Consider the following 25,052-nt stretch of genomic DNA (forward strand, 5'->3'; position numbering starts at 1 on the left):
AGAAAAATGAAACGAAAAAAAATAGCAATTGTAGTTGCTGCCTTGCTGATAGCTGTTTCTGGAGGCATTTATTTTTATTACGGTTTTCTCTTTAAGGAAGCTCGTAACATAGAAACCGAAATGCCTGATTTCAGTATAACGGCAGCCAAATTAATTGAAGATTACAGCTCAAATCCTGAAAAAGCAAATTCATTGTATCTCAATAAAACTATTGAATTAAAAGGCTTGGTAACAAAGGAAACCGACTCTGTTATCGTACTTGAGAATTCTGTTTTCTGCCTTTTTACTCAAAAAATAACACAAAAACTTTTAAATAATAACACAGTTGTTAAGGGTAAATGTATTGGTTATGATGAACTGTTTCAGGAAATTAAATTAGACCAATGCACCATTAATAAACAAAATAATTAATCCATTTATGAAAAAATTCCTAGTCCCAATCTGCCTTTTTTTGGCTACGATAGCATATTCGCAAGACGATTTACTAAACAGTCTTGATTCTACTCAGGTAGAACAAAATTATTCTACTGCCACCTTTAAAGCCTTACAGCTGGTAACCTTACAGACCACAAAAATGCCTGCAAAAAAAGAATTCTATTTTGTAGTCTCTCATCGTTTTGGTACTGTAAAAGACGGTTTTGACAGCTTTTTTGGTCTTGATAATGCAACTACAAAACTTGGAGGTATTTACGGAGTTACAGATTGGCTGTCTGTAAGCCTTTCGAGACATACGCTAAATAAGATGTACGAAACCGGAGTAAAATACAGAATGACAAGACAAGACGATCATTTTCCTGTAGACATTGTGGGGCATACTGTTGCCGATATTAATACATTCTTAGAAAAAGAACAATATCCAGGTCTGGAATTTAAACATCGCATGACCTACGTACAGCAGCTGTTGATATCCAGAAAATTTAGCGACAAATTATCTTTTGAATTAGTGCCGTCGTTTGTACATAGAAATCTTTACAATCCTGATTTAGAAAACGACAATCAGTTTTCTTTTGGAGGAGGCGGACGTTATAAAATCACTAAAAGATTATCTCTCAATTTAGAATACGTGCACAATTTTGATAAACCAGATTTTTACAAAAATCCCCTATCTGTTGGTTTGGATGTAGAAACCGGCGGCCACGTTTTTCAGCTGATATTTACCAATTCACAATCTATGAGCGAAAGCGGATATCTTACTAATGCATCTGGAGACTGGGGCAAAGGAGACTTCTTTTTTGGATTTAACTTATACAGAGTATTTTAATAACTATAAATAATAAATTATGAAAAAAGCAATAGCCCTAACAATCTTATTGGCAGTGTTTGCCAGCTGCAGTGATTCTGATACTTATCAGGATATTGAAACGCCGCCAACCACCGAAACACCAGGAACAGAAACGCCTACAGAACCAACTGTTGTTAATTATACTAAAAATGTAAAATCAATAATTGATGCCAACTGTATTGGCTGCCACCAAAGCGGAAGATCTGCTGGTTTTAGACCTTTAACTACTTACGCTGAAGTTAAAGCGGCAGTAGAAAATTCTGGCCTGCTGGCTCGTATTCAGCTTCAAAATGGACAGCAGGGTATTATGCCTCAAGCAGGAAGAATGTCTCAGACCAATATTGATGTGATTGTAAAATGGAATACAGACGGACTTAAAGAAAATTAATCATTATGAAAAAGTCATTTATTAATCTGTTTGCAGTATTACTAATCATTACTGTTACCACAAATGGATCTGCGCAGAAACTGATAACAAAAACAGGAAATATAAAATTTCAGGCTTCTATGCCTACTTATGAAGACGTTTCGGCTGAAAACAAAAGTGTATCTGCTATTTTAGAGCAGTCAACTGGAGATTTTGCTGCTTTGGTTCTTATAAAAGGCTTCCGATTTAAGACTGCCTTAATGGAAGAACATTTTAACGAGAACTATATGGAGTCTGAAAAGTTTTCTAAAGCAACTTTAAAAGGTAAAATAAGCGATTTGGATGTTTCTAAAATTACTAATACATCTAAAAATTTTACCCTAAAAGGAGATCTTACTATTCACGGCAAAACAAAACCTGTAACGCTCTTAGTAAAAGTTTCTAAAGCTGCCAATGGAGTCAATATCAATGGTTCTTTTGAGGTAAAACCTGAAGATTTTGATATAGAAATACCAAATCTGGTTAGAAAAAAAATTGCTGATAAAGTAAAAATCGAATACAACTTTTCATTAATTAAATAATCATTTTCAACACATTAAGTCTTTTAAAAAAATGATATGAGGTCAGTTATATAAGGCTGACCTCTCTTTTTAGTAATCATAATTTAAATTAAAATGATCTGCAAAAATTATACTGTTACAGGAGAAGATGTAAATGATATAATGGTGATGGAAAGTAATGCTTATTTCTCCTACACCATAAAAATATTATATCATTTTTTGTTTGACAAAGGGTTTTCAAAACAAAAACTCAATTCCCTGAATTTGGCATTACAAGAAGGAAACAGCGAATTGGTCTGTTATAAAAATCTAATGTTTACTGAAGATTTTTTTATTGAAATGAAGCATTTTCATATGGACAAAAACATCAATATTAAAAGCCGTTTTTTCAACTCAAAAAACGAATGCTGTGCTGAAGTGACTAAAGAATTTGAATGGTTTGACGATATTCGCAGAGAAGTTATAGCCACTCCGGTTAAAATTCTAAAGGGATTTAGTCCATTTATGAAATAAAGTATCTTTTACTATTTTAAAATTCCTAATTTCTTATAAAATCATGATCATTAAGTGTTTTCATAAACGAAATCAGATTGTTTTTTTCTTCTTCTGTAAGAGGAATTTTTGCACCATTATTTTTAAAAATCGGATCCAGATTATCAGCCTCTAAAACGCCGTTATCAAAATAATCCAATACAGATTTTAAAGTCGGAAACTGGCCAAAACTTCCATAAGGAGCAGTATATTCGATATTTCGCAGCGTTGGAACACGAAAACTCATAAAATCAGAAGGAATTCCTGTAACTCTTCCTCTTCCTGCTTCGTTAGAATTAGTGTTTAAAGGAAAACCAATATTTCTAAAACTCTGATCTGTAAACAATTCTGTACTGTGACAACTCGCACATTTTTGCTGAAAAGTTTGATATCCTTTTGCTTCGCTTTCTGTAAAAGTTTCTCCTTCATTTCGCTTTACTTTATCATATTTACTATTGGCAGAAATTAATGTATATTCAAACTGCGCGATACTTTTATAGATTCTGTCTGGGGTAATATTATCATCTCCAAATGCCTTTAAAAACAGTTCTTTATAATCGGAATCATTTTTAATTTTACCAATAACTTCCAAAATAGAAGAATCCATTTCTTCATGAGTGATGATTGGAACTAAGGGCTGATTTTCAAGCTGGAGTTTACTTCCGTCCCAATTGTAAAATTTCATAAACATCAGATTCTGAATCGATGGTGTATTTCTAAGTCCAACTCTTCCCTCAATTCCTACAGCTTGCGGATTATGGTCTGCAAATGCATTTTCCTGAATATGACAGCTGGAACAAGAAATCGTATTATCTGCACTAAATCTTTTCTCACTAAAAAGCTTTTGACCTAATTCTACGCCATATTTTGTAGGTTTGTTTAAACTTACGAAGCTGTTTATTTCTGGAAAACCTGTCGGAATATTTAGTGAAATCTCAGGATTATCAATAGAAATCATATCAGAATCATCATTACTGCAGGATGTTAGCAATAAGAGTAGTATTCCAAAACCAATTATTTTTTTCATGATTAATGAACATTAAAAAGAACCGTCTAAATGTTTAAAATTCAGACGGTTCTATAATACATTTTAGTTTTCTACACTAGTTACAGAAAACATGCCGCTAATATCGCTTAAGCCATTTCCTCCCAGATTGTCAACAAATTTTACCATCTGAGCAGCCGTGTGCACGTTTGGAGTTGCATTGTCGCCCATTCCTGTTCCGGTTGATAAAGTAATTGTATTGATTTTTCCGCTCAACAATTTGTCAAAATCCGCTTTTATTTTGATTTTTGGAGCTTTACTTCCTACCACTGCATTTGCAGTCAGATTTAAAGTAATATCTCGGTATGCGTTTACACCTTGTGTATAACTTCCTGCTGTTCCTTCAACAGTACTTCCGGTATGAATGGACATGGCTTTATTATCGGTATCATAAAAGCCTTCTACTTTTGTAAAACGGTAACCACTTCCCCATTCCCACATCATAGCAGTATCATTGGCGCCAGCTGCTGCATAGAAATTAGGAAATCTCACCTGATCCAAAGTGTTTTGTTCTTGTTTAATACCTAAACCAAATTTAATCTGTTTATAAGATGCAGAAGGAATATTACTCAAAACGTAACTAAGTGAAGCCGTTTTTGACTGATCAATAACTGTTGCTCCTTTATCTAAATCGTTCACATTGTAAGGAACTTCAGTGCCATTATCTTTAATAAGACGGATATTGCTGATTACATATTTCAATTCTGAGAAATGATGCACTTGTCCCGCAGCCGAAGTATTTGAAGTTGCAGCAACTGATGCCGCATCTCCAAGAACAATTGTATTGTTTTTAAAAGTATTATTGAATTCTAAAGTTACATTGTTTGCTGCAGGATTGTCATCATCGCTTGAACATGATACAAATGCCAAAGCGGCAACTGATAATAAAAGGTATTTTTTTAAATTTTGCATTTTTATTGATTTAAATAATTGTATTTACTGTTTAACCTGTTGGGTAATTATTTTCAACACATAGATTTTATTTAATTTGATAAAGATTAAAATAAATGACAAATCATTTACACATAGCTTTGTGCATTAATGCAAGTGAAACGCCTTTTAACAGCAGTAAAAGCTATGTTTCTATGTGTTTAAATTATTTTTTAATTGAGGGAATTAATCAGCAGATAGGCGGCGGTACAAAAATTTCAAGATATAGAGCCAATAGCTTTAAATCTTTATAAATCAATATTCTATTTGAATTTATGGCTTTAAAATTTTCTATTCTAAAGTCAATATTAGAAATCAGAACAAGGTCAATCTTCTTGCTGATGCTGTTTTCTAAATCACTCTTCTTTTCAGATTTTTGCAATTCTTTTTTCAAATGACATTTGCCATGACACTGCAGTTCGGGTTTCGCTTTATTTTCACAAAATTCCTGTTCTATCTTTTGCTGGTTGAGTTTAAAGTGTACAATAATCAATGCCTGCTGAAAAGAAACCAGCAGGAATAGAATTGTCATTGTAATACTAAAAACTTTTTTCATTATTTTAGAAACTAAATTTTAAAGACGTGAAAATGTTACGTCCCATTCTTGGAATATTTCCCCAGTCGGCATAGGTACTGTAATATTCATTTAATAAATTTTCTGCACCAATCTGTACAACGCTTTTTACTTTATTGATTTGGAAAGTGTAATTGGCAGAAAGATTCCAAATTGTGTAAGCAGGAGTTTGATCTTCGCCATATTCGGGGCTGTAATTAATTTGAGCAAAATCACCGTTAACAGAAGTCTGGATTCCAAAATTTTTATGCATAAAATGAAGCGAAGTCTGGTAGCTCAACGGACGAATAAATGGCAGGTTTTCGCCATTGTTATCTGTTCCTCTGGCATAAGTAAGCGTACCTTTCCAATGCAGATGTTCTAAAATATCATAACTCGTATTCAATGACATATTAAAAAGCGCCGCATTGTCTAATGACGTATATCCTTTTACTCCAACCGATTGGTAATTCATCGGACTTCCCATACTTAAAATCCTGCCGATAATGTAATTTTGAATGTAGAAATAATTCACTTTTCCCTGAAGGCTGAATCTTTCGTTTTTAAAACCAGCACTTGCGTTACCTTCATACGAAATTTCGTTTTTCAAATTTGGATTTCCGATATAATCATAACGGTCAAAACTATTGTAAATGTAATAGCCGTAACCTTCAGAAACAGAAGGCGCTCTGTGGCCGTAACCTGTTCCGACTGAGAAATTAAAATGATCAACATTAAGCTGATAACCAGCATTAAGACTTGGCAAAAAACGAGTTTTTTCCTGTGGTGCTCCCGGATGAAAAATCCAGTTGAATTCTACATATTTGGAATAATTGTAATTTACTCCCAGAGAACCTCCCAAATTCACCTGACTTTTCTCTGAAATATCCCATGAATTATTCATAGAAAGTCCGGCGTAACGGGTAGTGACCCACGGCCAGCTGTAGGCAAACATGGTTCTTTTACTTCGGTCCTGCGGATACATGCGCATTTCTGCAATAGATAAATTATCGTAAGCATTAAGCTGTATTTCAGAAGAGTAACTATTCTTTTTCAGGTTTGCTTTAGAAACTAATCCGTAAGTTGTACTCCAGCCCGGCATATCCATATGAACCAGATTTTCTGGACGTGTAGTATCGTCCATATAATGTTCTATTGCATTGAAGTACAATTTAGTATCTATAACTCTCACCAATCCTTCTTCAAATAATTGTTTGTAAGAAGCAGATGTTATGAGGGCGCGCGAAAGTGACAAATCCATTGGCAGTGCGGGATAACCAACATCTTTTGCCATATCAAAAATAGCATCTACTCTTACCGATGATAAATCGCTTGTTTTATAAGCTAAACCCAGTGAAGTGTTGAATTTTTTATATTGTGAATGTTTCACTTCATCGTTATTTCCGTCAGAATAATTCTCAGCAGTTCGATAAGAAATACTTCCGTCGGCTGCGAATTTATTACTTGAATAAGAAACATTTCCGAGATTAAAAAACTGTTTATTATTAAACTCAAAACCGCTTTGGTAAGCTCCGCCCCATTTTCTTTTACTGCTAAATGCTGTACTTTTCCTTTTAAGGTCAATGCTTCCGGCAACTGTTGCTCCGTGCAGATTTCCTTCCTGCCCCGACTTTATATCAATAGCAGCGAGATTATTACTTTCTACATAAGAGGTAATAGGATCCATTTTGTCGGTACACGCACCAAAAACGTGCATTCCGTCAATCGTAACGGTAGAACGTTCCGTGCTCATATTATTTAACAAAGGTTCCCATGCATAAGCCCCTCTTTTTATGAAACTTATATTATCAGAAGATGATAAAAACTCATCGACAGAAACGGCCATTTTCATCTCTGTTTCAATTTTCTTTTTCGCCGCTCCTTTTACGGTTACTTCTTCCAGGTTTTTTATGCTGTCGTGGTGTGTATGATTATTTTGGGCAGTTGCAGCGATTCCAAAAAAAGCTAACATTATTACTGTATATTTCATGTTTTTAAAATAATGTATCTATATAAAGTTCACTTTTTACACCTTCTACGCCAGGAGTAAAATCTGTAGGAACAACTGTTCCTTTTAGGATCAAACCATTCTGATTCATCATAATTAAGTTTAAAGTCCAGTTTCCTGTCATCGTATAATTCACAACTCCATGATACAGACCATCATTTTGCTGTGTCAAATCTTTATTATTTGGCGAAGAATGATTTCCCATAGAAGGTTCGGGCATTCTTGGATCTAATTTCAATGTAAAACCATTTACTTCTGAATAAGAAAATTGCGATGGATCTGGAAAATTTCCAGCGGAATTAGACGGTTTATTATATTTATAGATTCCGGCAGTTAGCGGATTTTCTGCCACTGTAGGCTTTTGAGGAGAAACCAATGCAATAAAATATTGTTCTCCATCATTTCCTTTAAAGGAAGTCATATTCAGGTTTTTATTGCTTTGTTTTTCTACAGCAACATCTTTATCAACTTTATACACTTGATTATCAGAAGTAAAACTAACATACAACTTCCAGCTTGCCATTGTTGCGCTCTCGCTTGTAAAAACCGAATATCCTGCATAGTATTTATTTACTGCATCATATTTCAAATTATATAAATGCGGACATGAAGATGTGTTTCCGTCAGGATTACTCATGACAGGCAAAAATGTTACTTCTGATGTGCTTATGTTTTGGCTGGTCTGCATATTCAGAATTTTTAAATGAATTTCATTATACCCTTTGTAGAAAGCACCGTTTAATGCTTCAATACTTATTTTATAATTACCGCTGGTAAAAGAAGCTGCTTCTTTAAATTCATAATATTCAGGAACTTCAGAACCTAACTCGGCTTCGTAATCTGTTTTATCAATCGTACAGGAAGTAATCGCTAAAAACAATGCGATTACAAGAAAATTAAAAAATTTCATTATTAATGAGTGTTATATAAACGGTTTAAAAACATAGCATAATGCCATTTGATTTAGAAAATCAAAAACAAGCTAAAGTGCCGTTAAATTAGACTAGACAAGGAATGAGATAACTGAAAAAATAAATTATTCAGTCAGTAAAAAGAGATCATTAAAATCAGTATCGAAAAGTAAATGCAGTAGTAATACTCAAATGAATGCAAATTATTCATTTGAAAAATCCTTGAAATAAGCATAAAATGACCGCGCTTATTTGTATTGTTAATAATCACTGATTATCATACCAATGAACTAACAAACCTACATTAAATTGAAACCAAAATTTGATCTATGCGAAACAGAGAGGAGGATGAAAAGTATGATTAGAAGCCCCGATTGGTTTCTTTTCAAACAAAATAGAAGTATTATCTTTTGATTCTGCTGCCAAAATATCATTTACTTCGATAGCAGTAGTATTTTGAACATACACAAGCTCTAATTTATCTTTTAGGCGGTCTTGCATTTTTCGTTCGTTTTCAGAATATTTTTTGATGCTTTTTTGAAGTTCACATCGACCATTACAACTGTTAAAAGCAACTTTTCGCTGTACGCAGATGTTTTTAGCAATTTCTTTCTGGTTTATTTTGAAAGAAGCATAAATAAACAAGCTGCCAAATGATGGCGATAAAATTAAAACCGAAAGTAATATGGTAAATAACCTTTTCAATGCTTGTTATAATGTTTGATCGCAAAAGTAAATCATTTTTATCTTTATATTGATGAAAATTTATGATTTTATTAGATAAAATTTATTTCAAACAGCATTTATTGATTTTAATTCAATACTAATTAAAGTACAAAATCTAAATATTCAGCAGTTTAAATAATCTTTTAACTGTTTCTATATTTTACCATCATACTTTTAAACAAATCTTTGTTTGAAGAAGGCGGGAAATGCAGTTATAAAAAAACGTCTCAAATATAAATTTGAGACGTTCATTAATTATTTTTTTTCTTCGTTATTTAATTTATCATCGAAATCTGGATCTTCACCTTTAAATTTCTTAGTGTCGGCATCGTAATTTTCATCGTTTGTCAAAACTTCATCATGATCTTTATATTGATGTTTTCTTGTATCGGTACGATGATCAGCACCTTTATTGGTACTTTTCTGAGTTTGATTATTTGTGTTCATAATTTTAAGTTTTAAATGTTTTATAAAATTACCTGAAATACAGCACAATAGTCTTATATAATCATTCTAAAAAATTATAAAATAACATTGTAATAGTTTAAATGTTTCAGTTAAAGTAACTTTGCAAAAAATGAACAAAAAGGTATACTATAAGCCTTTTAATAAAAATCCCAATAAAACATGTGGACTATCTGCCTGGAATGTCAGGGGCGCGGTAAGATAAATCGGGGACTAAGCAAAAAAGTGCGTCTTCAATATCAAAACGCTTTAAATGAATTTGAGAAAAATAAAAGCGAAGGAACTCCTCCGGTTCGTCCTAAAGCTCCTCTATATACCTGCTTAAAATGTTCAGGATCAGGATTAATTTCTTCTGATACGCCTCCAATTCCAGATTACGAAAACTATCCGCATGTTGCTATTATTGGTGCCGGTATCGGCGGAACAGCTCTTGCTGCCGCTTGCTTACACCGCGGTATTCCTTTTACTATTTATGAACGTGACCTCAACTTTGATGCCCGCTCTCAAGGCTACGGACTTACTTTGCAGCAAGCCAGTAAAGCGATAGAAGGATTGGGGATTTTAGCTTTAGACGGAGTAACATCGACCAGACATGTTGTTCATACAACTGAGGGAAAAATAATCGGTGAATGGGGAATCAGAAAATGGATGGATACTGATATAAAACCATCTTCTAAACGCACCAATATACATATCGCCAGACAGTTGCTGCGTTTTGCACTGCTCGAACAACTGGGTGGACATGATGCCGTACAATGGGGACACCAACTAATTGATTTTAAAGACACTGACGATAAAGTCGAACTCAATTTTCAGGTAAATGGAGAAATAAAAACTGTCAAAGCAGATCTTATAGTTGGAGCTGATGGTATTCGAAGCGCAGTTAGAAAATTACTGATTACTGACAACATATCGCCTTTACGCTATCTTGGCTGTATTGTAATATTAGGAATATGCCCTTTGAGTGCAATACAAGATATTGATAGTGAGTTACTAGACTCGGCTACCGTATTTCAAACTGCCAATGGCAATGAGCGAATCTACATGATGCCTTATACCTCAGACTCAGTAATGTGGCAGTTGAGCTTTCCGATGACCGAAAATGAAGCTAAACACTTAAGTGCTTTAGGACCTCAGGCGCTTAAAGAAGAAGCCTGCCGAAGAACACAGTGGCACGCTCCTATTCCGCAAATTTTAGAAGCAACTTTAACCGCTCAAATTTCCGGTTATCCTGTTTATGACCGTGAATTACTAAGTTCTGAATTGTTGGAAAAAGGAAAAAAAGCAACGCTAATCGGAGATGCAGCTCATCCTATGAGCCCTTTTAAAGGACAGGGAGCAAATCAGGCTCTTTTGGATGCGTTATCACTCGCACGAACTATTTTAAAAGGATCTAAACCTTTATCTCAATGGAAAAAAACGGGAGTCAGAGAAAGTATATTAACAGAGTTTGAAGCAGAAATGCTAAAAAGAAGTGCCGTCAAAGTACAAGACTCGGCAGAAGCAGCTCAGTTTCTTCATTCTGAAGTTGCACTTCATGAAGCAGATGAACCTAGAGGACGTTGCTTAAAGAAAAAAGATATTTAAAACAATACCAAATCAATCTCATTTTAAAATGGGATTTTTTTATGGATTATAATTTTATTTCAAACACATCAATTATGCCTAAGTGCGAGGTGCTGTAGTACTTCGCACTTTTTTATAGCCTATATCGTAAATATTTCAATTTAATTTAATACCAATCGGTATTTTGATTATATTTGTTTTAAATATTATTTATTCCATACCAAAATCATGAATACTTCTGAATTTATATTAGATAAAGTAGCTCCAATATTTAATAAGCAAGGTTATATTGGTACAAGTTTGACGGACATTACAAAAGCAACTGGTCTTACTAAAGGCGCTGTTTATTGTAATTTTTCCAATAAAGAAGATTTAGCCTTAAAAGCATTTCAGCATAACATAGCCCTGGCGATTACACCGTTGTTCAAGCTTGTAGCCAGTAAAAAAAACAGCTTAGACAAACTGCACGCTATTACAGAATATCAGCGAAGCTATTATGATCTGGTTAAAGATCAGGGAGGATGTCCGATGCTTCGTGCAGGAATTGATACCAAATTTATAAATCCTTTATTATTTAAAGCTGCACAGGGTTTGTCTCAAAAATTTAATACCGGACTAACCAATATTATAAAAGATGGAATTACCAATAATGAAATTAAGCACAATACCGATCCGGCTCAATTTGCCAAAACCATTTTATCATTAATAGAAGGAAGCTCACTTCTCGCATTTACGCATAATGATGCTTCTTATATTATAAATGCTATGGATTTTATAGACAGTTCGATAATTGAAACTATTAAACAATAAAAAAAATTTAATTTTTTAGATACCGATTGGTATTTGATGTAATATATTTAGAAATGGAAAAAATTTTAAAAACAAAAAGAAAAGTAAGATTTCAGGATTGTGATCCTTTCAATCATTTAAACAACTCCAAGTATCTTGAATACTTTATCAATGCCCGCGAAGATCAAATCGAATCCCATTACAATCTGGATGTTTTCGAACATATGAAAACCACAGGATTAAGCTGGGTTGTCGCGTCAAATCAGATTAGTTATTTAAAACCTGCTTTTACAATGGAGACGGTACTTATTGAATCTCAACTGATTCAATATACCGATAATCTTCTCTTGGTGGAAATGAAAATGTGGAATGAAAACGAAACAGAACTTAAAGCTATTTTATGGGTAAAGTTTATTCAATATAACATTCAGACCAAAAAAGCCGCCAAACATTCTGAGGATTTAATGAAACTATTCGAATCGGTTGTAGTACCGGTTGACCATTATGTTTTTGAAAATAGATTTTTAGAAATTATTCAAAATTTAAAAAATAAAGCTGCGGTCTAAGCTTAAAAATAGAAACATCTTATTTTACTAAACGTATTCCTGTAAACTGCCATTGAAGTCTTGGATGAAAAAAATTACGATACGTTTTTCTGCTGTGTTCCTTTGGAGTCGCAACAGACGCGCCTCGTAATACCATTTGGTTTACCATAAATTTACCATTGTATTCTCCTATAGCTCCGGGTTCTTTTTTATAACCCGGATATGGCAGATACGCACTTCCTGTCCATTCCCAGCGTTCTCCCCACTCAAATAAATGCGACGCTGCCTCCCATTCTTCTTCTGTAGGCAGGCGCATACCTTTCCATACTGCGTAGGCAGATGCTTCATAAAAATTAATATGGCAGACCGATTCCATAGAATCAATTTCTTTTAATCCGTTTAACGTGTAGTACATCCATTTTTCATCTACAAAATGCCAATAAAGCGGCGCTTTTGCATTATGCTGGTTTACCCATTCCCAGCCTTCAGAATGCCAGTGTCTAAAATCAGTATAACCACCATCTTCGATAAAATGCAGGAACTCTGCGTTGGTTACCAAAGAAGCTGCAATTTCATAAGTTTCTAAATATTTTTTATGGCGGGCAGATTCATTATCAAAACTAAAGCCGTTTCCTTTAAAACCGATTTCGTATAAACCTTCTGACATTGCGATAAATCCATTGTTTGGAGTGTTTTTCTTTTCGAAAACAACTTTGTCGCTATAGGCAGGAAAAAGCGGATTGTGGCCCAGAATAAATTTTATATCCGAAAATAAAAGTTCCTGATGCTGCTGTTCGTGATTTAAACCCAATTCTAACAGAGAAATAAGTTCATCTTCTAAAATACTGTTCTGCAAAAAAGCCTGCATCTGCTGATCTACATAAGATCTGTAACTGTAAATATCTGCTACCGACGGACGGCTCAAATTTCCTCGATCGGTGCGAACAACCCTTGCTCCTACAGTTTCATAATAACTATTAAATACAAAATTATACTGCGAATTGTATTCTTTGTATCCCTTAAAATTCGGAATAAGAATAAAGGTTTCAAAAAACCATGTAGTATGTCCCAAATGCCACTTAGGCGGACTCACATCTACTATTGGCTGTACTACATAGTCTTCAATTTCAAGCGGACGGCATATCTCTTCAGAATGTGCTCGTATTTTTTTATACTGTTGTAAAAGCAGCACCGCAGTATTTTTTATTGTTTCAATATCTTTCATAAAAATAATTCTATTAAACGGCAAGCCAGAAAGTATCTGCAAACCATTCTTTACTGTCTTGTATGGTATTAATTGTTTGAAATCCCGAAGAAACAGCAAGTTCCTCCATATCTGCTGTTGAGAATTTTTGCGAAACTTCCATATATACAACTTCATCTTTCGCAAAATCTATAGCTTGTGAATCAATAGTAACTTTTTGATTTTCAAGACTTACCAAATAACTTCTGCACGCGCCGCTCAAAGGATCATAATTCTGAAAATGCTCAAATTGTTTTACATCAAAATTGCCTTGAAGTTCACGATTGATGCGCTCCAGCAGATTAAGATTAAATGCTGCCGTAATGCCTTTTGGATCATTATAAGCATTCAGAATAATTTTTGGATCTTTTTTTAAGTCAAATCCCACCAAAACGATATCGCCTTTGTTAAGGTTTTTTCGCAATTCAACACAGAAATCTGACGCATGTTCAAACTCCATATTCCCAATATTACTTCCTAAAAAAAGTACCGCTTTTCTGCGGGAAGATAATCTGGAAGCTTTTTTAAGCATTTCAAAATAATCACCTTCCAAAATTGTAATATCCAGATCCGGAATGTTAGTTTTTAGCTTTTGGTCTAAAACAGACAATATATTACCGGAAATATCTATTGGCATATAGGTAAAATCTGCATTGGATTTTTTTAGAAATTGAAGCAGATGAAGTGACTTTGAAGCATCTCCAGCTCCCAGTTCTATAAGATCAAACGGAGTATTATTTTCCATTAATATAGAAGCAAGTTCCTGAGTTTTGTTTTTAAAAATATCCATCTCACAACGTGTAAGATAATATTCTGGCATTGCCATTATTTCCTGAAAAAGACTGTCCCCTCGTTTATCATAAAAATATTTAGACTGAAGATGTTTCGGCTCTTGCTGCAATCCGTCAATTACATCATTCAAAAATTGATCGTTAGAATGCTCTGCTTCCTTATTTTTATATATTGTTTCTATATTGAGTTGTGATTTCATTATTTAATTTTTAATGCTTTACATACAAAAAAATTATATTGTCGAGATACTTTATATATCGATAGTATAATAGATCTTCTAACTTAAAGGTACTATTTATTCTCATTTATAAGAGTTATTTTTTGATTTAAGTTTAAAATTTCTTTCAAAAAACACCTAAATATGTAGAGGAATTTTTGATTGTTTGCACATTTTTTTGACGTTTAATGAAATCTTAAAACAAATTAAACTGTGAAAATTTCTTCCAAAAATTTACTGCTTTTTTATGTAAATGCCTCTATTATTGGCTTGTTAGATATTTTAACAGACATATATCTGAAAATTATATCTATTTTTGCAGCTTACTTTTGAAAGCATGAATAACAAAGATTTCCCAATACCACACAACGAATTAGAACGTCTAGCAGCATTAAAACGCTATAATATAATTGATACATTACCCGAGAATGCCTTTGATGACGCTACAAAGCTTGTTTCTTATATCTGCGGCGTTCCTATTGCACATATTTCTTTTATAGATGAAGACAGGCAATGGTTTAAATCGGAAATCGGAATTGGTTTGACCGAAGTGCCTCGCGAAATCTCTTTCTGCCAGTATACTATCATGGATACTAAAATGCTTGAAATACCTGATACACATCTAAATGATACTTTTAAAGATGATGATAATGTTACAGGCGGTTTTAAAGTAAGATTCTATGCCGGGGTTCCGCTGACTACACCTGATGGTTACAATATCGGAACACTTTGCGCTATTGATCATGTTACCAAAGAGCTGAATGACGACCAGCGAAACGCACTTTCAATCGTTGCCAAACACGTTGTAAACCAGTTAGAGTTAAGAACAAAAAATATTGAATTAGCCAAACAGAAAAAAATTGCAGAGCGAGCAGTTTTCGCAAAAGACAGTTTTTTGGCCAATATGAGCCACGAAATTAGAACCCCTCTAAATGCGATAATTGGTTTTACAGATCTTCTGGCTCAAACCACAATGGACAATGTACAGCGCGACTATATAGAAAGCGTGCAGGTGGCGGGAGAAAATTTACTTATAATTATTAATGATATTCTTGATCTTTCAAAAATCGAATCGGGAAACCTTACGATTGATGCGCAGTCTTTCAATTTAAAAAAGACCCTTAAACATATTTATAACCTGCTAAAAGTAAAGGCTTCTAAAGATATCGAAGTCAATCTTTTTCTTGATGCAGATATGCCTGATGTTGTGATTGGAGATCAGGGAAGATTAAATCAAATATTGGTTAATCTTGTTGGCAATTCTATCAAGTTTACACAAGAAGGCGAAGTTACTGTTTCTGTTAAAAAAGTAGGTGAAACAGATGATGATTATTCGCTGAAATTTTCGGTAAAAGATACTGGAATCGGCATACAGAAAGACAAGCTTAAAACTATTTTTGATCGTTTTACTCAAGCTGAAGAAAGTACTACCAGAACTTTTGGCGGTACCGGACTTGGACTAAATATTGTAAAACAATTAGTTGAACTGCATAAATCTGAAATTCACGTAAAAAGTGAAGTCAATCGCGGTTCAGAATTTTTCTTTGTTCTTACTTATAAAAAAGCTCCTCCGGCAGTAAATGCAGTAAAAACAGTCTCAAAAAACAGCCTTGGACAACTCAAAATACTGCTGTGCGAAGACAATATCTTAAACCAGAAATTGGTAAAAAGCGTTATGAAAAATTTTGGATTCGAATTGGATATTGCAGATAATGGTGAAGCAGGCATAGAATTTTTATCTAAAAACAACTATGACCTTGTTTTAATGGATCTGCAAATGCCGGTTAAGGATGGATACCAAACTACGGAATATATTAGAAACGAAATGAATTCGACAATTCCGATTATAGCCATGACCGCCCACTCTCTTGTAGGCGAACAGGAACGCTGTTTTAATGTTGGAATGGATGCTTATGTGCCAAAACCTTTTAAACAGGCAGCACTTTTAGGAGCTATAAAAACGGTCATGAGTAAAGATCCTAAGCCTCTACAAAAAAGAAAACTCGATTTGTCATTTTTAGATGAAATGTCGTGTGGTGATCCCGATTTTAAAATGGAAATGATTACGCTTTTTGTAGAAAAAATTCCAAATGAAACAGCACAGCTTCAAGATGCTTTTAACCATAACGATACCGAAACCGTAATGCGAGTTGCGCATAATATGAGATCCAGTCTCGATATTTTTATGCTCCACGATCTCACAAATTGTTTGTCTGTTATTGAAGAAGAGGCGCGTTTAGGGCAATTTACTTCTGAAACTGTAAATAAAATAGAAATTTTACATTGTGGTATTATTGAAGTAATTAAAACTTTAAAGGAATTATGATAAGACCAAAATATAATATAGCTTTACATTACAACGTTATTTTATAAAATTGAATTCCCCAAATAATTAAGCAATGAACATAGTATTAGCCGAAGATAATGACATATTAAGAAGATCATTATCCTTTTTTCTGGAATCTAAAGGATTTGTTGTTAAGCAATTTTCTGATGGCAAAGATGCATTGGAAGCAATTAAAACAAATACTTTTGACCTCATATTGACTGATATAAATATGCCTGGAGTAAGCGGAATGGAAATTACGCAGTATGTAAGACAAACTATTGGCTCTCCTATCCCGATTATAATATTTACTTCTTCCGGCGTTGAGCAGACCGAACTGGATTGTTTTGATATTGGTGCAAACGAATTTATTGCAAAACCCGTTAGTCCAGCTGTGCTTTTAGTGAGAATTAATAAATTACTAAACAAACGTTCGTAATGAAGTTTCTATATTACTCTTTTTTCCTGTTTTTTATTTCTGCTGCAGTATTGGGGCAGGAAATCAACGCTGACGCTGTTATGTCTGAAGCAAAACGTGAAGTTGAAAAAGGCAGCTATGATAAGGCATTGTCCCTGCTTGAACCTTTACGCGCAAAATTCCCTGAAGATGAAGATATAAAAATTTATATCGGCAGAATTTACAGCTGGAAAAAGGATTATAAAACTGCAGAGAAAATACTACTGCCAATGGCAGATAAAGCCAATCCGAATCCAGAAGCTTTGACAGCAGTAATTAATGTGTATTATTGGTCGGAGCAATTTGAAAAATGTATCTTTTACTGTGATAAATATCTAGAACTGGATCCTAAAAATGCAGATGTACTGCTAATTAAAGCAGGATGTCTCGAAAGACTCAATCGCGACAAGGAAGCGCTGACTGTTTTAGAAAAAGCATATGCTGTAGACAACAGCAATTCAAAAATTACAGGATTACAAACACTTATTGGACATAAAACAAAAAATGCAGTGGCTTTCTCTTATTTGAATATCTCTACATCAAATCCCGGACAGCAGCCACAGCATTATGGTTATGTTGAATATTCGCATAAGTTCAGTAAATCGGCTCTTGTAGGACGAGCAAATATAGGAAATGCCTATAATGATACACAAATGCTGTTTGAGGCAGATTATTATCAAACCTTTGCAAAAAGAAATTATTTATATGTAAATGCAGGAGTTTCAACAGGCGAAACGATATTTCCCATAGCAAAAGCAGGTATCGAATATTATTTTGCGCCGCAAAAAAGATTTGATTACTCGCTGGGGCTAAAATACATGCATTTTAATACTACAGATGTAACCCTGCTTACAGGTCAAGTTGGGTATCGCACAGGAAATTATACTCTTGCCTACAGACCTTATTATGATACCGCAAACGAGTTGTTTTCTCATGTTTTAAGCGTTCAAAATACAAATGAAGATACAGAACGCATTATAAGATTAGAACTTCAATACGGAAATGTGCCTTATCTTTATCTTTATAATAATTTTATTGAACCATTAAAAGCCTATAGAATAGGTTTACAATACCAGCATCGTATTGGCAGCTCTTTTTTTATAAGACCTGTATTTTTGTATGAATACGAAGAATATTCGCCTGAGAAATATAGAAATAGATTTAATGCTCAAGTAATCCTTACTAAACGATTCTGATATGTTAGAACTATGGCAGCTTTATAAAAGTGGTACATGGGTAGAAGATTTCCTTTCTCTGTCAATCGATCTGTTTGTCGGAGCATCATTTATATTATATATTATGATTATCTGGAGCCGAAATAGAAATATAAAGCAGGAAAAACTCAGAGCGGCATACACAATAATTATTGAAAAATTAATGTTCTCAATGATTTTTGAAGATACCGCCCTTTCAGTCATTAAAGAAGACAAAAACTATATAACACTTTCTAATAAATCTTTTTTTAGAGAAGTTGCTGCGGAGTCTATTATAAATCTTCATAAAAACTATGAAGGTATTTATGCCGAAAAACTGGAAGATTTTTTTAAAGAATCCGGATTAATAAATGATTCTATTAAAAAACTGAGAAGCTTTAATTGGGAAATAAAATGCAAAGGAATCACTGAGCTTGCAGAAATGAATGTTACTGGGGTTTTTGATAAAATACTAGCCGTTTCTAAAGCAAGAAATAAAACACTAAAAATTACTGCTCTTAATGCCTGCGTAAAACTTGCAGGCGTAAAAGGCATTGTACATCTTACGGAACATCCTTTTCCTATTGATGAGTGGACGCAGATAAATATTATACACGCTTTTAAAAAACACGATATTGGCGACACAAAAGGTGTTGAACTTTTACTTGAATCTCAAAATACTACTGTAGTCACCTTAGGATTAAAACTTATTAAAGAACTTAAACTTTCTCAAAAAGCCCATTTTGTTGCCGCATTAGCCGCCAAAGCTCCAAATGCCCAAATACAATATGAAGCCGAGAACATACTACAGGCACTTAACAGTTAATTATATAAAAAATGACTTTTTTTAATACTGAAATAACAGCATTTTGCGATATATATCTCGTTCTTATACTTGGTTATGCCGTATTAATTATGTCTTCTTATCTTTTCCTGGCTTATCTTTCTACAAAAGAGCTGAGACAATATCTCAAAAAAAATAGTTTTGTAGATTATGATGTCCTTCTTACTAGCGAATTTGCTCCTAAACTTTCATTAATTGCGCCTGCTTATAATGAAGGATTTACGATAGAAGAAAACGTAAAATCTTTGCTTTCTTTAAATTATAATAATTACGAAGTTATTGTAGTAAATGATGGCAGTAAGGATAATTCGATGGAAATCCTCATCAATACTTATGACCTTACAGCAGCCGAACTTACAATACATCCAAAAATTGAAACCAAACAAATTAGAGGAATATATGTTTCTAAAAATGCTGCCTTTAAAAAACTTATTGTAGTTGATAAAGAAAACGGCGGTAAAGCTGATGCCTTAAATGTGGGATTGAATATTGCACAAAATCCGTATGTTGTATGTATTGATGTCGATTGTATTCTGGATAAAGATGCATTGCTGAGGCTGGCAAAACCTTTTCTTGAATCGCAGGGCAAACGTATTATTGCAACTGGAGGCGTAGTAAGAATAGCCAACCAATGCATTATAAAAAACGGCCGTTTGGTCGAAGTTAATATTCCTGATAGTTTACTGCCAAGAATACAGGTTTTAGAGTATCTAAGGGCATTCCTTTTAGGAAGAATGGCTTGGGGAAGACTCGACGGACTGTTACTTATAAGCGGTGCATTTGGTGCATTTGACAAGGAAATCGCTTTACTTGCAGGAGGTTACAGCACAAAAACAGTTGGTGAGGATATGGAACTTGTAGTAAGAATGCGTCGTTATATGCTCGAAAACAAACTTCCTTACACTGTACGTTATATTCCGGATCCGTTATGCTGGACAGAAGCTCCAGAAGACTTTAAGATATTTAAGAAACAGCGAAGCCGATGGATGAGAGGAACAATTGAAACACTAAGCCTTCACAAAAAAATGTTTCTAAATCCAAAATATAAACGCCTTGGAATGTTAAGTGTCCCTTATTGGACATTATTTGAATTTTTGGCTCCTGCAATTGAAGCTGCCGGACTTATAATCACGGTTCTGTTTTTTATTTTTGGTTTGCTAAACTTCCATTTTTTCTTATTGCTTTTACTGTTTGTTTACTTTTTTGCTGTTTTCTTTTCAGTAATCGCCTTATACAGCGAAGAACGAACATTTCACAAATATCCTAAACAAGTTGATTTTTTAAAATTGTTATTAGCTGCGTTTATAGAGCCTTTTTATTTTCATCCTCTTGCGGTATACGCTTCTTTAGCGGGCTATGTAGAGAAAATAAGAGGAACAAAAGGATGGGGAGAAATGACAAGAAAAGGTTTTACCAAAAACAATTAATTAAGCAGAGCAGCTGCAATAAAAAAATCATTCATCAAAATCTCATGAGATATTCAATGAATGATCTAAATTCTTGATCCTAAAATCTGACTCTTAATTCTAAAATCTTGCAGTTTCAATCTTGCCTCTTGCTTCTTGATTCTTAGTCTCTTCCTTCTTAAACTATTTCTTATTCTTATACCCTTTTTTTAAGCTGTCAGAAGCGTTTGTATTTGTGTAAGTTGCTCCATCTTTAGCACTCTCGCCAGGACCGCTTCCCTTGCCTGCTGTACTTGAGGAACTATTTTGCGAACCAGTATTAGTTTCTGCAGCATTACCCGCCTCTGTTCCATGTACGGTAGCCTCTACATTTATAGTATCTGAAACAACTGTCGCAGTATCAACTGGTCCTGTAGTCGTTTCGATTTCGTCGCTGTACCCGTCTTTATTGTTTTTACACGACCCTAAAACCGCTGTGAATAGGACTACTACTAATATATTTGTTTTAATAAAGCACTTCATAATAATTCTTTTAAGTTTATATTATTCCAAATTTAAAATTACTGACTCAAAAGATTTTACAACATTGCCATATTAACATATATTTCTTATTAAATGATTGTGATAAATTTGAAAACTAAAAAACCTGCACATTAGTACAGGTTTTAGAAGTTATTCCTATTCCGTTTATTTTTGTTTTGATTTTTGAATAGAATCTGTATTTGAATTTTTGAGCGAACTTCCTTTCTGAACTGTTCCCGCAGAACCAGAACCTGTCGAGCCTTCACCTGTTGCTCCTGTTGTCCCCGGATTATTTACAGTTGCAGTATCAGAATTAGGCCCCACACTGTCAATACTGGTTGATATAGTGTCTTTATTGGTAAGATTATCTGCTGGTGCAGTTTCGTACTTTTTGCAAGAAAAAGCCATTGTTATCAAAATTATAACCAATGCTATTTTAGAATTAAGGACATAAGTTTTCATAATAAAATTCTTTTTAGTTTGTATAACTTAAAAGTAAACACTTGAATCTCGTATTACTTACACTATTCTCTGCTTTATTTATAAAATTTGGCAACTTAAAACCCTTTTACATAACTGATAATTAAACAACTACAGATCAAAATTCTATAACCACATTGATATTATTAAATATAATTTAGATATTTAATCATTAAAAAGAATTGTTATGAATATTTCTGATTCAAAAAACAAAATTTTAAGTACGAGAACATCAGACAAAAAATACGCGATGAAAACGGTGTCCTCCCGCACAAATGAGAAAACATTTTCTGAGGTAAGAAAAAATTATCCCGACGGAAAATAATAAGAAATCAAATCAATTAAAAACACTAAAGATTAAGAACTTATAATTTAAAACAGAAGAATTAAGAGAAAATTATTCTGCCGTAAGAGGTTCTAAATTTAAAATTTCACCAAATGCTACCGCTGCTTTGTGCACCTGCACTGTCCAATCTTCAGCAGCATTTCCGTCGGCACCGTCAGAGATATATTTAAGGCATAAAAACGGAATATTTTCTTTCATAGCAACCAAAGCCAGTGCATACGCTTCCATATCTACAACATTGTAAGCTTTAGCAGAATGTCCCATTTCAAAATTATCTCCGGTACCGCAGATGCCTTCCGGAATACCATTCATTGTTAAACCATATTCTAAAATAGGTTTTATACCAGAAAGCGGTGTTTCGTACAGTTCAAATCCTAAACCGCGAACATCCATATCGCGCTGTATAAATTTTGTACAGCAGATTACTTCTCCTTTTTGAAAAAAATTGCTTCCTGCAGTTCCCAGATTAATAATTATGGAAGGTCTTTTGATCTGAATCGCTTTTGCAAGTTCATATGCAGCATTCACTTTTCCGATTCCTGTAATTAAGGTATGATGTGTCTTAAAAACTTCGGCAGCTTCTATTGCTAATGCAAAAGAGAATAGCGAGTTTTCTAATGGAAATATTTCTTTTTCATTAATCTTTATCATACGGTGTTTAAGTTATAGGAGTTAAAAATTATTATAAAAGTGAATCTTCAGGATCACAAGGAAAATAAATTGTTATTTCAGATCCTTCGCCTACTTTACCTTCTGCGTAAATTGCTCCGCCTAATGTCTGCATGATTTTTTTACACAAAGCCAGCCCCACTCCGGATCCTGTATATTCCTGCTGGTTATGGAGTCTCGTAAATACTTTAAAAATTGACTCTGAATATTTCTGATCAAAGCCAATTCCGTTATCAGAAAAACGTATCCAATAACAATAAACCTTAAACTTATCTTTTATGATTTCCGGTTCTTGCGAAGCTGTAATTTTAATTACAGGCGTTCTATCCGGCGATGCATATTTTAACGAATTCTGTATAATATTAGAAAATAATTGTTTGATTAAAAAACTAATGGCATGAACTTCTGGAAGGTTTTCAGATTCAATTACAGCATTCGATTCTGTAATTACTTCACTCATTTCCTCGATAGTTACCCTTAAAATATGATTTAAATCTGTTTTTTCTAAGACGCCTTTTGTATTTTTTATTCTGGTGTATTTAAGAATGTCTTCCAGCAAAACCCTCATTCTACTGGCCGAATTTGATACACGCTGCAACGAACTGTTTATAGAATCAATAGAAACAACATTAATTTCCGACATCATCTTAGAAGTAATCAACTGTATTTTTCGAAGCGGTTCCTGCAGATCATGCGTACTAATCCAGTTAATATTTTCTAATTCTGAATTTGTTTCACGCAGTATTTCACTCTGTGTACGATATTTTTCTTCTTCTTCAGTTAGCATAATCATCATAAAATGATTGTGGAGTGAATGGGCATATTGAGCCGCCGCATTAATTTCATATTCTTTCCAGACACTGCTTTGATTTTTTACAATCTGCTTCCAAATTTCAAATGAATTCCTAGGATGCAGTCCAGTACTGTCTTTAATAATACTTTTTTCGGGATCACCGCCCCAGTTAATTTCTAAAATTGTTTCAGGTCTGTACCAAATTATGTGGTTTCCATTGCCAACGGGATGATAAATAATACCTGCAATATTAGCAGAATCTATTTCCGGAAAATGATCTCTAATTTTATTGGTAGAAAATATAGTGTTGATTTTTAAATCATTAATAGATTCTACTACTGCCTCAATTTGTTCATCAGAAGGTGTTAAACCACTTTTGTAAATTTTATCTTTTGTAATAATAGAAACTCCGGCTGCATTGCAAATGTTTAGTAATTGAGGAGCACTGATAATTATATCAAACGAGTCTGATACAAGCGGAAGATCAAGTCCTGTTAACTGTTCAAAAGCAACAGCTGTTTTTTGCACATTTAAATATTCGTCATTTGACTGTCTGATGTCTATTTGAGAAGTTATAAAATAGCCTTGAAGTTTAGCTGCAAGCCTTATATCAGGCGAAATATTTTTTTCAGAATAATGATGGCATGCGATTAATCCCCACAATCTTCCATGATGAATAAGCGAAATAGTAAGCGTAGCACCAACACCCATATTTTGCAAATATTCTACATGTATCGGCGATGTGCTTCTTAGTACCGAAAAACTAAGATCGAGATTTTTGTTTTCAGAATCATCAACTGTAAAAATCGGAACTGGTTCATAACCTACATCCACTATTAATCTAAGCAGATTTTTAATATAAAGTTCTCTCGCTTGAGGAGGAATATCGGTATGTGGGTAATGCAATCCTAAAAACGGCTCTAAATCTTCTCTGCAGCTTTCGGCAAAAACTTCACCGTTGTACTGCTCATCAAAGCGATAAATCATTACGCGGTCGTAACCGGTTATTTCTCTTGTAGCTTCTGCAACAAGCGCACACAAATCCTTAAGCGATTTAGTGTTATTCATTTGGGTTACAAACTCAATAGTTTGTGTATAAACATCTGCAAGCTTTTCTCTGCTAAACAAAGGCTCAGCTTCAAGAACATACATATCCAGACTTTTATGTATACTGATTTGAAATGATTTTCCGAGCAAATCAATTTCAAGCGGAAAAGCATCCTTGATTTTATCTTCATCAATATAATCAAAAATCTTTTGTTCTGCACTTGATCCGAATACTGCAGCAAAACTTTTGCCAAGTGCTTCTGTATAGGTCACTTCAACAAATTCGGCAATATTACCCGTACAATAATCTATTTTACGACCTAAGGTAATGCCTATCAAGAAACCATGAGGCTGTATTTTACCCGGAATATGTATCGGTTCGTTTTCGCAGTTGGTCAGCGTAACAATCTCCCGATTTACTATATCTTTAATCTTCATT

General features: G+C 33.9%; 27 protein-coding genes. 14 read left to right on the plus strand and 13 right to left on the minus strand.

The features are described from left to right. The first annotated feature begins 6 nt into the window (after positions 1-6). The 5 genes from B0A68_RS05915 (at position 7) to B0A68_RS05935 (ending at position 2,722) form a co-directional block, all read left to right on the plus strand. Complete coding sequence (locus B0A68_RS05915; protein ID WP_035689684.1) at positions 7-411, plus strand: OB-fold protein; 405 nt, start codon at positions 7-9, stop codon at positions 409-411. Positions 412-418: 7 nt separating this feature from the next. Next, a complete protein-coding gene (locus B0A68_RS05920) occupies positions 419-1,261 on the plus strand; it encodes a DUF5777 family beta-barrel protein (protein ID WP_035689685.1) in 843 nt (280 codons plus the stop codon). A 19-nt stretch (positions 1,262-1,280) separates the two neighbouring features. Then, positions 1,281-1,670, plus strand: a complete 390-nt coding sequence (locus B0A68_RS05925) for a cytochrome c family protein (RefSeq protein ID WP_035689687.1) — start codon at positions 1,281-1,283, stop codon at positions 1,668-1,670. A 5-nt stretch (positions 1,671-1,675) separates the two neighbouring features. Next, positions 1,676-2,230 (plus strand): YceI family protein, encoded by a 555-nt coding sequence (locus tag B0A68_RS05930; protein ID WP_035689689.1) that lies wholly within the window; start codon positions 1,676-1,678, stop codon positions 2,228-2,230. Positions 2,231-2,323: 93 nt separating this feature from the next. Further along, entirely contained in the window at positions 2,324-2,722 is a 399-nt protein-coding gene (locus B0A68_RS05935; protein WP_035689691.1) for a hypothetical protein, read from the plus strand. Between the two features lie 25 nt (positions 2,723-2,747). Here B0A68_RS05935 and B0A68_RS05940 read toward each other — a convergent pair whose 3' ends face one another. From B0A68_RS05940 to B0A68_RS05970, 7 genes are all read right to left on the minus strand, one after another. After that, a complete protein-coding gene (locus B0A68_RS05940; protein ID WP_035689693.1) occupies positions 2,748-3,767 on the minus strand; it encodes a cytochrome-c peroxidase in 1,020 nt (339 codons plus the stop codon). A gap of 63 nt (positions 3,768-3,830) precedes the next feature. Beyond that, positions 3,831-4,697, minus strand: a complete 867-nt coding sequence (locus B0A68_RS05945; protein WP_035689695.1) for an MbnP family protein — start codon at positions 4,695-4,697, stop codon at positions 3,831-3,833. 208 nt (positions 4,698-4,905) lie between these two features. Continuing rightward, positions 4,906-5,271 carry a hypothetical protein gene (locus B0A68_RS05950; RefSeq protein ID WP_051892939.1) on the minus strand — a complete coding sequence of 122 codons (366 nt, stop codon included), beginning with the start codon at positions 5,269-5,271 and terminating at the stop codon, positions 4,906-4,908. Between the two features lie 4 nt (positions 5,272-5,275). Then, a complete protein-coding gene (locus B0A68_RS05955; RefSeq protein WP_394332274.1) occupies positions 5,276-7,240 on the minus strand; it encodes a TonB-dependent receptor plug domain-containing protein in 1,965 nt (654 codons plus the stop codon). Positions 7,241-7,262: 22 nt separating this feature from the next. Beyond that, entirely contained in the window at positions 7,263-8,186 is a 924-nt protein-coding gene (locus B0A68_RS05960) for a hypothetical protein (RefSeq protein ID WP_035689699.1), read from the minus strand. 328 nt (positions 8,187-8,514) lie between these two features. Then, complete coding sequence (locus B0A68_RS05965; RefSeq protein ID WP_035689700.1) at positions 8,515-8,892, minus strand: hypothetical protein; 378 nt, start codon at positions 8,890-8,892, stop codon at positions 8,515-8,517. A gap of 276 nt (positions 8,893-9,168) precedes the next feature. Beyond that, entirely contained in the window at positions 9,169-9,360 is a 192-nt protein-coding gene (locus B0A68_RS05970; RefSeq protein ID WP_035689702.1) for a hypothetical protein, read from the minus strand. 180 nt (positions 9,361-9,540) lie between these two features. Between B0A68_RS05970 and B0A68_RS05975 the strand changes: the two genes are divergently transcribed. From B0A68_RS05975 to B0A68_RS05985, 3 genes are all read left to right on the plus strand, one after another. Beyond that, the gene (locus B0A68_RS05975) at positions 9,541-10,965 is read left to right on the plus strand and encodes an FAD-dependent oxidoreductase (RefSeq protein WP_035689704.1); all 1,425 of its coding nucleotides are present in this window, start codon (positions 9,541-9,543) and stop codon (positions 10,963-10,965) included. Between the two features lie 207 nt (positions 10,966-11,172). Beyond that, a complete protein-coding gene (locus tag B0A68_RS05980; RefSeq protein ID WP_035689705.1) occupies positions 11,173-11,754 on the plus strand; it encodes a TetR/AcrR family transcriptional regulator in 582 nt (193 codons plus the stop codon). Positions 11,755-11,807: 53 nt separating this feature from the next. Continuing rightward, positions 11,808-12,299, plus strand: coding sequence for an acyl-CoA thioesterase (locus B0A68_RS05985; RefSeq protein WP_035689706.1), 492 nt, complete (start codon positions 11,808-11,810; stop codon positions 12,297-12,299). 19 nt (positions 12,300-12,318) lie between these two features. Here B0A68_RS05985 and egtB read toward each other — a convergent pair whose 3' ends face one another. Together egtB and egtD are read right to left on the minus strand one after the other, a co-directional pair. Next, positions 12,319-13,503, minus strand: coding sequence for an ergothioneine biosynthesis protein EgtB (egtB, locus tag B0A68_RS05990; RefSeq protein ID WP_051892979.1), 1,185 nt, complete (start codon positions 13,501-13,503; stop codon positions 12,319-12,321). A 13-nt stretch (positions 13,504-13,516) separates the two neighbouring features. Further along, entirely contained in the window at positions 13,517-14,512 is a 996-nt protein-coding gene (gene egtD, locus B0A68_RS05995) for an L-histidine N(alpha)-methyltransferase (protein WP_035689707.1), read from the minus strand. A gap of 355 nt (positions 14,513-14,867) precedes the next feature. On the opposite strand from egtD, the gene B0A68_RS06000 reads away from it, so the two are divergent. The 5 genes from B0A68_RS06000 (at position 14,868) to B0A68_RS06020 (ending at position 20,777) form a co-directional block, all read left to right on the plus strand. Then, a complete protein-coding gene (locus B0A68_RS06000) occupies positions 14,868-16,856 on the plus strand; it encodes a GAF domain-containing hybrid sensor histidine kinase/response regulator (protein WP_035689708.1) in 1,989 nt (662 codons plus the stop codon). Positions 16,857-16,929: 73 nt separating this feature from the next. Beyond that, a complete protein-coding gene (locus B0A68_RS06005) occupies positions 16,930-17,295 on the plus strand; it encodes a response regulator transcription factor (protein ID WP_035689709.1) in 366 nt (121 codons plus the stop codon). Continuing rightward, positions 17,295-18,509 carry a YaiO family outer membrane beta-barrel protein gene (locus B0A68_RS06010; RefSeq protein ID WP_035689710.1) on the plus strand — a complete coding sequence of 405 codons (1,215 nt, stop codon included), beginning with the start codon at positions 17,295-17,297 and terminating at the stop codon, positions 18,507-18,509. The genes B0A68_RS06005 and B0A68_RS06010 overlap by 1 nt, the downstream gene beginning before the upstream one ends. Position 18,510: 1 nt before the next feature. Continuing rightward, on the plus strand, positions 18,511-19,332 hold the full coding sequence (locus B0A68_RS06015; protein WP_035689711.1) for a hypothetical protein: 822 nt from the start codon (positions 18,511-18,513) through the stop codon (positions 19,330-19,332). A gap of 11 nt (positions 19,333-19,343) precedes the next feature. Further along, positions 19,344-20,777 (plus strand): glycosyltransferase family 2 protein, encoded by a 1,434-nt coding sequence (locus tag B0A68_RS06020; RefSeq protein ID WP_035689712.1) that lies wholly within the window; start codon positions 19,344-19,346, stop codon positions 20,775-20,777. A 162-nt stretch (positions 20,778-20,939) separates the two neighbouring features. Here the strand turns inward: B0A68_RS06020 and B0A68_RS06025 are convergent, their stop codons facing one another. Both B0A68_RS06025 and B0A68_RS06030 read right to left on the minus strand, forming a co-directional pair. Beyond that, a complete protein-coding gene (locus B0A68_RS06025) occupies positions 20,940-21,278 on the minus strand; it encodes a hypothetical protein (protein ID WP_035689713.1) in 339 nt (112 codons plus the stop codon). A 165-nt stretch (positions 21,279-21,443) separates the two neighbouring features. Further along, positions 21,444-21,740, minus strand: coding sequence for a hypothetical protein (locus B0A68_RS06030; protein ID WP_035689714.1), 297 nt, complete (start codon positions 21,738-21,740; stop codon positions 21,444-21,446). 205 nt (positions 21,741-21,945) lie between these two features. Between B0A68_RS06030 and B0A68_RS24430 the strand changes: the two genes are divergently transcribed. Continuing rightward, complete coding sequence (locus B0A68_RS24430) at positions 21,946-22,083, plus strand: hypothetical protein (protein ID WP_165571367.1); 138 nt, start codon at positions 21,946-21,948, stop codon at positions 22,081-22,083. 72 nt (positions 22,084-22,155) lie between these two features. On the opposite strand, the gene B0A68_RS06035 is transcribed toward B0A68_RS24430, so the two are convergent. Together B0A68_RS06035 and B0A68_RS06040 are read right to left on the minus strand one after the other, a co-directional pair. Continuing rightward, complete coding sequence (locus B0A68_RS06035; RefSeq protein ID WP_035689715.1) at positions 22,156-22,755, minus strand: 5'-methylthioadenosine/S-adenosylhomocysteine nucleosidase family protein; 600 nt, start codon at positions 22,753-22,755, stop codon at positions 22,156-22,158. 31 nt (positions 22,756-22,786) lie between these two features. Next, positions 22,787-25,051, minus strand: a complete 2,265-nt coding sequence (locus B0A68_RS06040; RefSeq protein ID WP_035689716.1) for an ATP-binding protein — start codon at positions 25,049-25,051, stop codon at positions 22,787-22,789. Between the last annotated feature and the right edge of the window lies 1 nt (position 25,052).

It is taken from the genome of Flavobacterium reichenbachii (genome assembly GCF_002217435.1).
Classification (GTDB): domain Bacteria; phylum Bacteroidota; class Bacteroidia; order Flavobacteriales; family Flavobacteriaceae; genus Flavobacterium; species Flavobacterium reichenbachii.